A 12,578-nucleotide genomic window follows, 5' to 3' on the forward strand; every position below is an offset into this window, starting at 1 on the left:
TCACCTCGTTGTCATGGGAAGGGTCGGCGGCGCCGGGGAGGGAGCCGGGGCCACCGCGGGCGGTGCCGGGGCGGGCAGTTGCGGGGCGGTGCTCGTCGCGGCGTGGTAGAGAGCCATCAGACGTTCCGCGCTGCGCGCGATGTCGTAGCGCTCCACGACCGGGGGCACGGGCAGCCGCCGGGCTCCGGCCGTCCGGTACTCCCGCAGCAGCGCGGTGAGTTGGGGCACGCCGGTGCCGATACGGCGGGCGCCGGGCGCCTCCTCCGGCGGCAGGTCCTCGACGGCGGGGCAGGTGACGTACAGCGTGGGCAGGCCCGCGGCGAGCGCTTCGAGCACGGCCAGCCCGAACGACTCCTCGGACGACGGCGACACGAAGACGTCCATGGCCGACAGCACCCCGGGGATCTCCCACTCGCCCCCGGCGCCGGAAGCGGCGACCGTCCCGTCGCACTCCCCGAGCAGATGGATCCGGTCCCGCGCGCCGAGCGCCTCGACGATGGCCCGCAGGTTGCCGTGCTCCGGGCCGTCACCGGCCAGCAGCAGATGGGCGTCCGGCAGTACGGCCACGGCGCGCACCAGCGTCTCGAAGTGCTTGCCGGGGACGAGCCTGCCCACGCCGCCCACCACGAAGGCGCCCTCCGGGATGCCGAGCCGCGCCCGGGTGCCCGCGCGCAGCGCCGCGTCGAAGCGGAAGCGGCTCGCGTCGATGCCGTTGGGCACCGTGTGCACCCGTGATGCGGGGACGCCCCACTTCCGCAGCCGGCGGGCCACCGTGGCGGAGACGGCGACGGTGGAGCAGCCGAGCCGTTCGGCGGCCAGGTAGAGCGCTCTGACGCCGAAGTTGAGCGGCCGTCCCTCGATCTCCTTCTCACCGAGTGAGTGCTCCGTGGCGATCACGGCGCGTACGCCGGCCAGCCGGGCCGCGAGGCGTCCGTAGAGGCAGGCGCGGTACAGGTGGGTGTGGACGAGGTCGTAACCGCCGTCCCGGATCAGCTGCACCAGGAGGGGGAGGACGGTGACGTCGCAGTTCCCGCCCATGCCGAGGTGGGTGACGCGGTGCCCGTCGGCGAGGATGCCCTCCGCGACGGCGCCGGGCGCGGTGAGGGTGAAGACGTCGCAGCGCGCCGGCAGGTGGCGCAGCAGCAGACGCAGCTGCTGTTCGGCACCTCCCACGCCGAGTCCCGTGATGATGTGTGCGACCTTCACCGCTTGCTTCCGCTCTCGTCGTCCGTCTGACCGGTCGTGGGGGCGTCTTCGCCGGTCCGGGGCGTCTGCGAGGCGGCCTCCTGCGGGACGGCGTGCGGCCGCTTCGGCCCGGGGGCCGCGGTCCCGGAGACGGGCAGCGGCTTGCGGCGCAGCGGGTGCAGGGCTCTCTTGAGGAACAGCCGCACGGAGTTGTCCGACGCGTCGACGTGCACCCTGGGCAGGGCGTGTACGCCGGTGAGCGGGCCGGGGTCGATCGCGCAGGCGTAGCCGTAGCCGGCGGTGCGCACTGCGTCGACTGCCCTGGCGTCGACGGTGCCGTACGGGTAGCAGAACCCTGCGGGCGCGGTGCCCGTGATGTCGGCGATCAGGGTGCGGCTGTGCCTCGTCTCGCGTTCGAGCGTCGCGTCGTCGGCGGTGGTGAGGTCGGTGTGGAGCAGGCCGTGCGAGCCGATCTCCATGCCCTCGGCTTCGGCCGTCCTGATCCCGTCGGCGCTCAGCAGCGGTTTGCGCGGCCCGAGTGCGTCCCACGCGTTGTCGCCGCCGAGCCGCCCCGGCAGGACGAACACGGTGGCGGTGCAGCCGTGGCGGAGCAGCAGCGGCAGCGCGGTGTCGACGAAGTCCGCGTAGCCGTCGTCGAACGTCAGCCCGACGAGGCCGGCGCCGCGGCCGGACGCGCGGGCCCGCATCAGCTCCCCGACGCTCACGCCGGTCAGGCCGCGGCTGCTCAGCCACCGGAGCTGCCGGTCCAGCCGGTAGGGGGAGACGGTGATCCGGTACGGGTCGTCCGTGCAGGTGGAGACCGAGTGGTACATCAGCACCCAGGGCGGGCGGCGGCGCTGCGTGATCATCGGTGCCGTGGAGGGGGCCGTCACCGGCTTCCGGGCGGCGGCCGGCACGGGGACGCGGCGCTGCGGCCTGGGCAGCGCGGACGGGACGACTGTCTGGCGGGTGCGGAGTTCACTGGACATGGGCGAGCCTTCGTTTGACGGTGGCGAACAGCTGCGGCACTTCCGGCGCCCGTACGAGGTGAGCCACGGACGCGAAGACGACGAGCACGGCGACGCCGCCGGCCAGGACCCCGGCGAGCGGGTCGTGGACGAGCCGGGCCGCGCCCCAGCCCGCTGCCGCCGCGGCAGCACAGGCCGCCGCCAGCCGGGCGATCCCGGCTGCCACGCTGCGTACGTCGATGGCGACCACGCGGGCGCCCAGCCCCCGCAGCAGCAGCAGGGCGGCGAACGTGATGCCGAGGGCGTTGGCGGCGGCGATGCCGTGCACCCCCCAGAAGCGCACCGCGACCGCCCCCGCGATCACGGTGACGGAGAGGCCGGCGCCCATGGCCGCGGCCGGATACCACGTCGGCCGGTCGCCGGAGAAGAAGGGGCGCACGAGCGCGCCCACCATGCTGTGACCGAGCAGGCCGCAGCTGTAGACGCGCATCACCGAGGCGGTGTCGCCGGTGTCGCGGGCGTCGAACGCGCCCCGCTGGAAGAGGAGCTGGATGATCTGCGGGGCGCAGGCGGTGACGAACGCGGTGCCCAGCAGCACGACGATCCCGACCAGCGCCAGGTCGCGTTCGACGCGGCGGCGGGCCCGCTCCCTGTCGCCGTCGGCCATGGCCCGGGCGACGACGGGGAAGGTGACGGTGCAGACCATGAGGGAGAGCACCATCGGCATCTGCGCGACTTTCTGCGCGTAGTTGAGGTGCGAGATGGCGCCGGCGGGCAGCGGCGCCGCCAGGAAGCGCTCGAAGAGCACCTGTCCCTGACGCGTCAGGGCGAAGCAGAGCACAGGAGCGAGCACTCCGAAACTCAGCAGAACGACGTGCCGGCGCGCGGCGCGCCCCGTGATGCGCTGCCGCACGGCCTCCCGGAGCCCCGGCCCGGCGGCCACGGCGTTCCCCGCCGCAGTCGCGTCCCCCGCGGACGGGACGGTGCCCGGCGTGCTCGCCGCGCCGGCAGCGGGCGCGAGGTGCGCGGCGTGCGCGCGGCGGGCCGCTCGTCCGGGCAGCCGCGCGAGGAACGGGGGGAGTTGCACGAGCACCATCAGCAGCCCGCCGACGGCGACCCCGAGCGCCGCCGCCCGTACGCCCATCTCGGCGTGCCCGGCGAACATCACGGTGATGATCGCCACGTTGTAGGCGACGTAGATCGCGGCGGGGGCGACGAAGTGCCGGTGGGCGCGGAGGGCCGCGCTGCAGTAGCCGGCCAGGCCGAACGTCACGACGGTCAGCGAGGTCAGGCGCATGCAGTCCACGGCCGTTCCCTCGTCGGGGAGCCCGGGCGCCAGCAGCCGCACCAGCAGCGGCGCGGCCCAGGCCAGCAGCGCGGCCGCCACGGCAAGCCCCAGCGAGAGCCGCGGCAGCGTCGCCGTCACGACGGCCCACACGGGATCGGGCCCGCCGTGGAGGTCCTCGCCGTCGGTGCGGTCGCGGGCCGCGCGCTGCGCCAGGGCGAGGCTGAACGCCGGCACGAGGACGAGCGCCATCGCGTCCTCGATGAGAAGCGTCGACGCGAACTCAGGCACCGTCCACGCGACGAGGAAGGCGTCGGTGTCCGCGTCGGCGCCGAAGAGGCTCGCGATGGCCTGGTCGCGCAGTAGTCCGAAGACGGCACCCGCCGCGGTGAACGCCGCGGTGACGGCTGCCGCCCTGGCCAGGAAGCGGTTCAGCCGAGGGGGTTCGCCGGTCTCCGGGCCGGTGCCGGCCCCGGAGCCACCGCCGTTCGGCGCGGTGGTCTCCGGGCGGACGCCCTTCGAGCCGGGCAGGGGCGCGTTGCCGGCCGAGCGGGAGGCGTGCGTGTCCGTCATGGGGAGGATGTCCCGCCGTCGGCTCCGGGGCGGACCCCCAGGGCCCACCAGGCGACCGCTCCGAGGACGACGGCCGTCAGCACGGTGGAGGGGCCGCCGATGTCGGCGTAGAGGAAGTCGACGGCCTGCCAGACCAGCAGCCCGACCGCGACGAGTCCGCAGTCGGCCGCGCCCGGCGCGCCGGACGTGTGCTGCTCCGCGGCGCCCGCGCCGCCCGAGGGGTCCGCGGCGTACCGGCGGCCGGCCCGTCGCGCGACGCGCAGACGCCGCACGCAGCACAGGCCGAGAGCGGCCCCGCCGCCGACGAAGGCCACGCTGCCGACGAGGCCCTGCTCGCTGAGGACCAGCAGGTACATGTTGTGCGGCGAGAGCAGCGGCTCCCGCTGGAACTGCATGCCCGCCCCGGCCGTGTCGCTCCCGGAGGACAGGCCGAGGGAAGCGTGCCCGTCGCGGTGGGCGGGGAAGTTCTTGGGGCCGACGCCCGTGGCGGGGTCGGACTGCCAGATGCTCACCGCGGCCGCCCAGAGGCTGTAGCGGTCGGTGACGGACCGGTCCGGCGCGGAGTTGACCTCGAAGATGCTGCTGACGCGCTCCTCGAACATCGCGGAGCCGACCCCCGCTCCGCCGACCACCACCACCGCGGCGGCCGCCAGCGCGACGAGGATCAGCAGCGCCCGGCGCACCCCGGCGAGCAGCAGCACGACCGCGCACGCCAGCGCCGTGGCGATCCACGCGCCGCGGCTGAAGGAGAGGACGAGCGGTACCGTCAGCGCCGCCGCGCACCACAGCGCGCAGGCGCGCAGCCGCCGCGACGTCGCCCCGCCCGGGGCGACGCCCAGCGCGAACGCCGCGACCAGCGCGTACGAGACGACCGTGGACATCCCCATGACGTCCAGCGCCCCGAAGGTGCCGACAGCGCGGATGTCCTGCCCCATGTAGGAGGCGCCGGTCCCCGTCAGGTACTGCACGACGCCCACCGCGCCCTGCACCAGCCCGAGCAGCACCAGCGCGCCGCACAGGACGCGGAAGTCGCGGGCGTCGCGCATCGTCAGCAGCAGCGCGGCGGGAACGACGACGAAGATCTGCAGGTAGCGGGCGAAGCCGGTCAGGCTCGCGGAGGGATCGGCGGACGCGGCGGTGGTGACGGCGAAGGCCACGGCCGGCGCCCCGAGCACCAGCGCCGCCCTGCCCGTCAACCGGCCGCCGCGTCCGCGCAGCAGCCCCACCAGGCACCACACCACCAGCACCAGTGAGGCCGCGTCCGGGACGGTGATCTTGCCCGACGCCGTGACGTCGCCGGTCTGCACCGGCGCGCACAGCACGAGCACCGTTGCCACCGCGGGAAGCATCGGAGCCCAGCGTTTCCAGAACCCGCTCCGCGTCCAGGGCTTCGGCCCGGCGCGGTCCGTCCGGCGGTCCCGGAGGTCCCCGTACGGGAAGCGAGGGTCACGCGGCGCGGGCGAGCCCGGCGGGTTCTCCGGCGGTTCCGGGGCCGTTCCGTCCGCGCGGTACGGCTGCCCGGCCGTCCGCCGCTCGTCCCCGTTCGGCGGACGCCGGCTCTCCGGCAGCAGGACGGTCACCGCGCTCACCGCCCTTCGAGGCGGAAGAACGACGTCACGGTGCGGCACATGATCTGGACGTCCTGCCACAGCGACCACGTCTCGATGTAGTGGTTGTCGAAGCGGGCCCGGTCCTCGATCGAGGTGTTGCCGCGCAGCCCGTGCACCTGGGCCAGGCCCGTGATGCCGACGGGGGAGCGGTGGCGCTCGGCGTAGCCGGGGAGTTCGTCGCTGAACTGCTGGACGAAGAAGGGCCGTTCGGGGCGGGGGCCCACCAGGCTCATGTCGCCGCGCACGACGTTCCACAGCTGTGGAAGCTCGTCCAGGGAGGTACGGCGCAGCAGCCTGCCCACGGTGCTCATCCGCTCGTCGCCCGCGACGCTCCACAGCGTCGCCGCCTCCGTGGCGTCGGCGGGTTTGATCGTGCGGAACTTCAGCAGCGTGAAGGGTCCGCCGCCCAGCCCGACGCGCTCCTGACGGAAGATCACACCGGGCCCGTCGGAGAGCCTCACGGCCAGCGCGCACGCCGCCAGCACGGGCGCCGCGACGATCAGCGCGGGCACCACCAGGACGAGGTCCAGAAGCCGCTTCCGCCAGCTCCAGCCCGAGCGCGGGCACTCCAGGGAGAGCCGCCGGCAGGAGAAGCCCCACACGTGCGCGGGGCCCGCCCCGTGCGTGCCGTGCGCGCCCACGGCGCAGCCGGGCCGCACCAGCCACCCCGCGACGCCCCGCTCACCGAGCAGCCCCGCGAGCAGTGCGTTCTGCGGCTGCTCCCAGGGGGAGTGCAGGAAGACCGCGTCCTTGACGGTGTTCTGGATGACCGCCCTGGTCACGTCCTCCAGCGTGACGACCACCGGCAGCGGCGCATCGCCGGCGGGCGTGCCGTTCCCGCCCGTCCCGCCGTTCTCCGCCCCGAGATCGACGAAGCCGACCGGCCGCAGTCCGTACCGGGGCTGCTGCGCGAAGATCCCGGCGACCGTCCGTGCCAGTTCGCCGCTGCCCACGACGAGAGCGGGACGCGGACTCCGCCGTGCCCTGGCGTGCCGCAGGCCGTGCACGAGGGCGCGCGCCGTCGCGGCGAGAAGGGAACCGGCCGCGACGGCGGCGAGGAGCGCCGCCCAGTGCAGCTCCGCGGGGCGTCCGAACGCCGCGAGCAGCGCCGCGGCCACGCACCAGGCGACAGCGGTGCGGGCGGCCAGGGCGGGCAGCTCGTCCAGCGCGTACGTCTGGAGGCCCGGCTGGTAGAGGCCCTTGCGGGCGTTGAGGGCGAGGACTCCGCAGACGACCGCCCCCAGCAGGACCGGGTCGGCGGCGCCTCCGCCCACGGCGAGGACGACGGCCGCAGAGGACAGCGCGTCGGCGGCGGCGAGCGCGCCGCCGCCGCGGTGACGCAGCCGCAGCAGGTTCTTCCGGCGGCGCAGCCCGCCGACGGGCGGCGCCGGGGGCGACGTCGGAGACATCCGGGGGGCGGCCGGGGCGAGTGCGACGGTGCCGTCGGGCAGGTCGCCCTGCCCCGGCTGCCGTCCGTCCGTGCCGCGGCTGCGGTTCGCCGCGCCGTCGCGCGCGCTGCCCTTGCCGGCGACCGTCCTCGTGGCGACGCCCGCGGCCTGCGCCTTCTCCTCGGCGCTGTCCGTCGTCATCGGGTCGGCCGCCGGGTGTCCGCAGGGGCGTGGGGGCCGAGCACTTCGCGTGCGCCGAGCACTTCGCGGTACAGGTCCAGCACGGAGGAAGCGGTACGCCGTACGTCGAACTCGGCCGTCACATGCTTGCGGGCGGCCTCCCCGAGGTGGGCGCGGAGAGCGTCGTCACGCAGGATCCGGGTCACGGACGCGGCGAGAGCCTCGGGGTCGTCCGGCGGCACGAGGCACAGATCCTCCTGCCCGGGCGGCAGGCACTCGCGAGCGCCGCCCACGTCGGTGACGACCACGGGCCGTCCGCAGGCCATCGCCTCCAGCGGCGTCAGGGCCATCCCCTCCCAGCGGGACGGCAGAACGGTCACGTCGGCCGCGGCGTACCACCGGCCCACCGCGTCGCTCGCCCCGGCGAAGAGCACCTGCCGCGGTGCCCGGGCCTCCAGCGCCGCGCGGTCCGGGCCGTCGCCGACGAGTACGAGCCAGGCGCCGGGCACCTGCGCGGTGACGTCCGCCCACGCCTTGAGCAGCGACTTCTGGCCCTTCTGGGGGCACAGCCGTCCGACGCACACCACGAGCGGGGCGTCTTCGGGGAGGGCCCGGAGCAGAGGGAGAGCCGCCCGGCACGCGGCCCGCGCGGTCTCGTCGTCCCCTCCGTCCCCCGGGGAGGTGCCGTCCCCTTCGTCCCCGGGGAAGGTGGTGAAACGGCCGAGGTCCACGCCGTTGGGCACGACAGCCCACCGTCCGTCGACGCCCGCCCGCTCACCCGTGCGCCGTTCGGCCTCGCTCACGCACAGCAGACGGTCCGTCCAGCGCGCCGCCGACCGCTCCCACGCGCGCGCGAGCAGGGCCGTCGCGCCGTGGACGGCCTCGAACGACCAGGCGTGCGGCTGGTAGACCGTCGGCACGCGGCCCCGCAGCGCGAGGCGTGCCGCCAGTCCCGCCTTGGCGCTGTGCGCGTGGACGATGTGCGGGCGCACCCGCCGGATCAGCCGGTGCGCCCGCACCGTCTCCGCGGCCACCTGCGGGCCCAGCTCCCGGACCGCCGCCCAGTGCTCGACGTCGGCGCCCGCCGCGAAGGCGTGCCCGGCGAGACGTCCGCCCGCCGGGCAGCCCACGACGACGCGCACACCGTTCCGCACCTGCGCCCCGGCCAGGTCGCTCACGACCCTTGCCACCCCGCCGTCGACCGGCTGAGCCAGGTGAAGAACCGTGAGACGGTCCTTTCTCACTTCGCGCTGGGAAAGCACCCGAACGTCTCCTCGAACGTCACTGCCGAATACGTCTCTGGCGGGGCGGGGGGAATGTCAGCGCCGGGTCCCGAACTGAGCGAACACGGCACCGAGCAGGTAGTCGTCCTCGGGCGACGCGAACCGGAGAAGGAGATTTCCGGCGCCGGAGCGCAGCGCCTCGCTCGCGTCGAATACGTCCGAGTCGTATCCGAGCGTGTTGCGGTGAGCGGGAACCCTGCCCTGCACTTCTTTTCCGCGGTCGGTGATCGTCGAATTGAAGGCGTCACCGGCCGGGTTGGCGGAATTCGCAAGCGGAACGCCCGCCCTCTTGTTCGGGGCGAGGGTGAGGGACTCGCCGCCGGAGCCCCGGTCCCCGTCGTATCCCACGATGCCCACGGAGCCCTTCGCGTTCGCCGGCACGTTCGTGCGGCGCGTCGCGACGGGAAGCCCTCCGGGGTGGTCCTCCGTCGCCGCGAATCCGTCCCAGACGGTCATGTCCCGCAGCGGCGACCGGCTGTTCTCGTAGGCCACGACGAGCGTCCAGCCGCCCCACGCGCCCGCCTTGGAGTGCCCCATCGCCACGTTGAGCTGCGCGACCGTGTACGCGCCCGGGCCGTGGTTCCTGACCAGGGACGTCACGTTCGCGGACGCCTGGTAGGCGTCGGCCCCGTCGCCTCGGCGGTGCTTGTGGACGGTGTCCGCCTTGACGGCGCGGTAGCTCCCGCCCGGCTCGGCGAGCAGCACACGGCCGTTGTCCTTGGCGGGCTTGACCTCGCCGACGCGGAGGTTGCCGCCCCAGTACAGGCGCGCGTAGGAGACCTTGGACTTCTTCGGGAGGCGCAGGACCGCACGCGTGGAGTTGTACGTGTTCTTGTCGCGGTCGATGTCGGAGTAGAACATCTTGTAGCCGTCGTTGCGGCTCTCTCCGCCCCGCTGAGCGGAAGCGCACGGTTCCGAATTGCCGACCGCGCTGCGGCAGGTGATCGCGGAGTTCGCCGCGGTGGCGATTCCGCCGTGCTTGACGGCGTGGTAGCGCTCCTTGAGCGCATTTCCGGAAGGGGCTTCCGCGGAAGCCCCGTGCCCGGACGCGCCCTCCTTCGCCGCGGTGTGCGTCGCGGAACTCGCGGGCGCGGTGAGTGACACCGTCGCCGCCGCGCACAGGACCGCGCACCACAGACCGTGAGCCGCAGTTCTTCTCTTGTCCACCATGGATGAATCCGCCTCCCGTCAGAAAACAGAGCGACCTTGACAAAGGCGCTGGCGGATTCCCGAGCGGCTCGCCGGTCATTTTTCCTTTTTCACTGACTAGCGGACACTCGATGGGCGCTACGGCGCCGGACGGAGCACGGAAAGAGCCGGAACCGGCCGGTGGGCTAGTGTCGGAGCATGCCGCTGAGCTTCGAGACGGACCCGGCGATCACGCGTGAACTCAGCGACGGTCTCAGCTCGTTGTGGGCGGACGTCACCAACGCGGACGGCGCCGTCGGCTTCCTTCCCCCCGTCACTCCCGAGGACATCCGCCCGGATCTGCTCAACCATCTGGCGGCGGTCGATTCCGGCCGCACCCGGATGCTGATCGGCCGCGACGAGACGGGCGCCGTCGCCGCCAGCGCGTTCCTGGCCCTCAACGCGCACCGGCTCAAGCGCCACTGGTGCTCCGTCTACACGGTGATGGTGCATCCCGGCGCGCAGGGCAAGGGCCACGGGCGGGACCTGATGTCCGCGGTCGAGAAGGCGGCGCGCGACATCGACGGCATCACCGCGCTGCGGCTCAGCTGCCGCGGCGGGCTCGGCCTGGAGCGCTTCTACGTCAGCTGCGGCTACCACGAAGTCGGACGGCTGCCTCAGGCGATCATGGTCTCCGAGGACGACTTCAGGGACGACGTCACGTTCTGGCTGTCGCTCACCTGAGCCCCTGCACCCGCCTGGTCCGGTCGGAGACCGAAGCGGCGGGCGGGTACGGAGGCCCCCGTTGCGGGTCCCCGCGCGGGTGCTGGTGCAGGGGCGGCGTGCACCGCGCGGGGGCCCGGGCTTTGAAGTGGCTGGGGCCGCGCGGACGGCGCGAGCTCGCCGATCGAGGCCGGTCAGTCGACGTCCGCGGGCGACATGAGCGGCGACGTGCGAGTCCGGGAGTCCGTGGGGTGGCCCGGGGGTGGACGGACCGGTGAGAGGGGTCCGGATGATCGCCTTCAGCCCTGTGTTTGACTGGAATGCGAGCCGCCGGCGCCCGTACGGGCTGCCCAGGCCGGAACCGGCGCCGTCCCGTCAGAGAAGTCCGGAGAAGAACCCGTGAGCAGCAAGTCGCACGCAACGCTCCGCTACACCGCCATGAGGGCCGGAATCTTCGCCGGCTGCCTCGTGGTCGTCGCCGTCCTGGCCTACGTGGGGATCATCCCGGAAGGCATCGGCAAGTCCAACCCGCTGTGGGTGGTGCTCATCGCCCTGGTGATCTCGGCCCCGCTCAGCTACGTGCTGCTGCGCAAGCAGCGGGACGAGATGTCGGCGCAGCTCGTCGAGGGCGTCGACCGTGCCAAGCAGCGGATCGCGGCCAACCAGGGCCAGGAGGACGGCGCGGCGTAGCCACGGCGGGCACCCCCGCGCCACCCTGCGCAGGCGGCGCCCGGACTGTAACGCGTGTCACGCCCCGCTCCCGTGGGCGCCGGGAATGACCGTCATGCACCGGTGCGTTGTGGGTCGTCGTACTCCGCGAAGGAAACTCGCGGAGCCGCATTCCACGACCCTTCGCCGAGCGGGAGCGCGACGTGACCTCGTCCCCAGAGTCCCCAGACACCTCACCGGAGACCCCGGACGCCTCGCACACCGCGGCACCCGGCCGGAGCCGAATACCCCGCGTCCCGTTCTGGGCGCAGATACTGCTGGGCCTGGTCCTCGGCGTCGCGCTCGGCTGGGCGGCACGCAGCGGCGACGTCTCGTGGCTGGGGACGGCGCTCACCAAGACCGGTGAGATCTTCGTCCAGTTGCTGAAACTGGTGGTCGCCCCGCTCGTCTTCTTCGCGATCACCATCTCGATCACCAACCTCCGCAACGTGCACAACGCCGCACGGCTGGCCACCCGGACGCTGTTGTGGTTCATGGCCACGTCGCTCATCGCGGTCGCCATCGGACTCGCCATCGGGCTGCTCACGCACCCCGGTTCGGGCACAGGGCTCTCCGCCGGCGATGCGGCCAAACCGGAGGAGGCGGGCACCTGGCTGGACTTCCTCACCGGCATCGTCCCGACCGACATCGTCACGCCGTTCACCGAACTGCAGGTCCTGCAAATCGTGTTCATGGCCGTGGTCGTCGGCGTCGCCGCCCTCAAGCTCGGCGAGAAGGCGGCTCCGCTGCTCACCTTCGGGGAGGCGGTGCTCGCGCTGCTGCAGAAGGCACTGTGGTGGATCATCCGGCTCGCGCCCGTCGGCACGGTCGGCCTCATCGGCACCGCCATCAAGGACTACAGCTGGGACCTCATCGGCAAGTACGCGACGTTCACGGCCGACGTCTACATCGGCTGCGCCGTCGTCCTCTTCGGCGTGTACCCGCTGCTGCTGGCCACCGTCGCCAAGGTCAACCCCCTGCAGTTCTTCCGCGGAGCGTGGCCGGCCATCCAACTGGCGTTCGTCTCCCGCTCGTCCGTCGGCACGATGCCCGTCACGCAGAAAGTCACCGAACGCCTGGGCGTCCCGCGGGACTACGCGTCGTTCGCCGTGCCCTTCGGGTCGACGACGAAGATGGACGGCTGCGCCTCGATCTACCCGGCCATCGCCGCGATCTTCATCGGCGAGTTCTACGGGATCCAGCTGGGGCTGCGCGAATACCTGCTGATCGTCGTCGTCTCCGTCATCGGCTCCGCGGCGACCGCCGGTCTCACCGGCGCCACGATCATGCTGACCCTCACGCTGTCGACGCTGGGGCTGCCCCTCGCCGGCGTCGGGCTGCTGCTCGCGATCGACCCGATCCTCGACATGATGCGCACGGCGACGAACGTGGCCGGGCAGGCCGTCGTTCCGGTGCTGGTGGCGGCGAGGGAGAAGATCCTCGACCGCGAACGGTTCGCGGGGGCCCGCAGCTTCGACCTGGATTCCTTCGAGACGGAGCCCCAGCCGGCGACAGCGGCGGCGTAACCGCAGCCCTGGGTCGGCTCG

Annotated in this window: 10 protein-coding genes; 3 read left to right on the top strand and 7 right to left on the bottom strand. The window is 73.5% G+C overall.

All coding sequences use genetic code 11. The annotated features are described in order from the left end of the window. The 7 genes from H181DRAFT_RS25780 to H181DRAFT_RS25810 all read right to left on the bottom strand — a co-directional run bounded on the left by H181DRAFT_RS25780 (position 1) and on the right by H181DRAFT_RS25810 (position 9,642). Positions 1 to 1,206 (bottom strand): glycosyltransferase, encoded by a 1,206-nt coding sequence (locus tag H181DRAFT_RS25780; RefSeq protein WP_045866840.1) that lies wholly within the window; start codon positions 1,204 to 1,206, stop codon positions 1 to 3. After that, positions 1,203 to 2,054, bottom strand: coding sequence for a polysaccharide deacetylase family protein (locus H181DRAFT_RS25785; RefSeq protein WP_254666974.1), 852 nt, complete (start codon positions 2,052 to 2,054; stop codon positions 1,203 to 1,205). Before H181DRAFT_RS25785 ends, H181DRAFT_RS25780 begins: the two co-directional genes overlap by 4 nt. Before the next feature lie 109 nt (positions 2,055 to 2,163). Further along, complete coding sequence (locus H181DRAFT_RS25790) at positions 2,164 to 4,011, bottom strand: lipid II flippase MurJ (RefSeq protein WP_045866841.1); 1,848 nt, start codon at positions 4,009 to 4,011, stop codon at positions 2,164 to 2,166. Beyond that, positions 4,008 to 5,360, bottom strand: coding sequence for an O-antigen ligase family protein (locus H181DRAFT_RS25795; protein WP_045866911.1), 1,353 nt, complete (start codon positions 5,358 to 5,360; stop codon positions 4,008 to 4,010). Before H181DRAFT_RS25795 ends, H181DRAFT_RS25790 begins: the two co-directional genes overlap by 4 nt. A gap of 236 nt (positions 5,361 to 5,596) precedes the next feature. Further along, positions 5,597 to 7,210, bottom strand: coding sequence for a sugar transferase (locus tag H181DRAFT_RS25800; RefSeq protein ID WP_254666972.1), 1,614 nt, complete (start codon positions 7,208 to 7,210; stop codon positions 5,597 to 5,599). After that, positions 7,207 to 8,367, bottom strand: coding sequence for a glycosyltransferase (locus tag H181DRAFT_RS25805; RefSeq protein ID WP_368073298.1), 1,161 nt, complete (start codon positions 8,365 to 8,367; stop codon positions 7,207 to 7,209). Before H181DRAFT_RS25805 ends, H181DRAFT_RS25800 begins: the two co-directional genes overlap by 4 nt. Before the next feature lie 141 nt (positions 8,368 to 8,508). Then, positions 8,509 to 9,642 (bottom strand): hypothetical protein, encoded by a 1,134-nt coding sequence (locus tag H181DRAFT_RS25810; protein ID WP_045866843.1) that lies wholly within the window; start codon positions 9,640 to 9,642, stop codon positions 8,509 to 8,511. A 177-nt stretch (positions 9,643 to 9,819) separates the two neighbouring features. On the opposite strand from H181DRAFT_RS25810, the gene H181DRAFT_RS25815 reads away from it, so the two are divergent. From H181DRAFT_RS25815 to H181DRAFT_RS25825, 3 genes are all read left to right on the top strand, one after another. Next, the gene (locus tag H181DRAFT_RS25815) at positions 9,820 to 10,344 is read left to right on the top strand and encodes a GNAT family N-acetyltransferase (protein ID WP_045866844.1); all 525 of its coding nucleotides are present in this window, start codon (positions 9,820 to 9,822) and stop codon (positions 10,342 to 10,344) included. A 378-nt stretch (positions 10,345 to 10,722) separates the two neighbouring features. Continuing rightward, entirely contained in the window at positions 10,723 to 11,013 is a 291-nt protein-coding gene (locus H181DRAFT_RS25820) for a DUF4229 domain-containing protein (protein WP_302622656.1), read from the top strand. 263 nt (positions 11,014 to 11,276) lie between these two features. Then, complete coding sequence (locus H181DRAFT_RS25825; protein WP_254666975.1) at positions 11,277 to 12,557, top strand: dicarboxylate/amino acid:cation symporter; 1,281 nt, start codon at positions 11,277 to 11,279, stop codon at positions 12,555 to 12,557. Positions 12,558 to 12,578: the final 21 nt, after the last annotated feature.

The sequence above is a fragment of the Streptomyces sp. WMMB 714 genome (assembly GCF_900090125.1).
In the GTDB taxonomy this organism is placed as follows: domain Bacteria; phylum Actinomycetota; class Actinomycetes; order Streptomycetales; family Streptomycetaceae; genus Streptomyces; species Streptomyces daqingensis.

Excerpts from the sequence above, each read along its gene's own strand:
- H181DRAFT_RS25785 (WP_254666974.1), bottom strand. The coding sequence starts at position 2,054 with ATGATCACGCAGCGCCGCCGCCCGCCCTGGGTGCTGATGTACCACTCG.
- H181DRAFT_RS25790 (WP_045866841.1), bottom strand. The coding sequence starts at position 4,011 with ATGACGGACACGCACGCCTCCCGCTCGGCCGGCAACGCGCCCCTGCCC.
- H181DRAFT_RS25795 (WP_045866911.1), bottom strand. The coding sequence starts at position 5,360 with ATGCTTCCCGCGGTGGCAACGGTGCTCGTGCTGTGCGCGCCGGTGCAG.
- H181DRAFT_RS25800 (WP_254666972.1), bottom strand. The coding sequence starts at position 7,210 with ATGACGACGGACAGCGCCGAGGAGAAGGCGCAGGCCGCGGGCGTCGCC.
- H181DRAFT_RS25810 (WP_045866843.1), bottom strand. The coding sequence starts at position 9,642 with ATGGTGGACAAGAGAAGAACTGCGGCTCACGGTCTGTGGTGCGCGGTC.
- H181DRAFT_RS25815 (WP_045866844.1), top strand. The coding sequence starts at position 9,820 with ATGCCGCTGAGCTTCGAGACGGACCCGGCGATCACGCGTGAACTCAGC.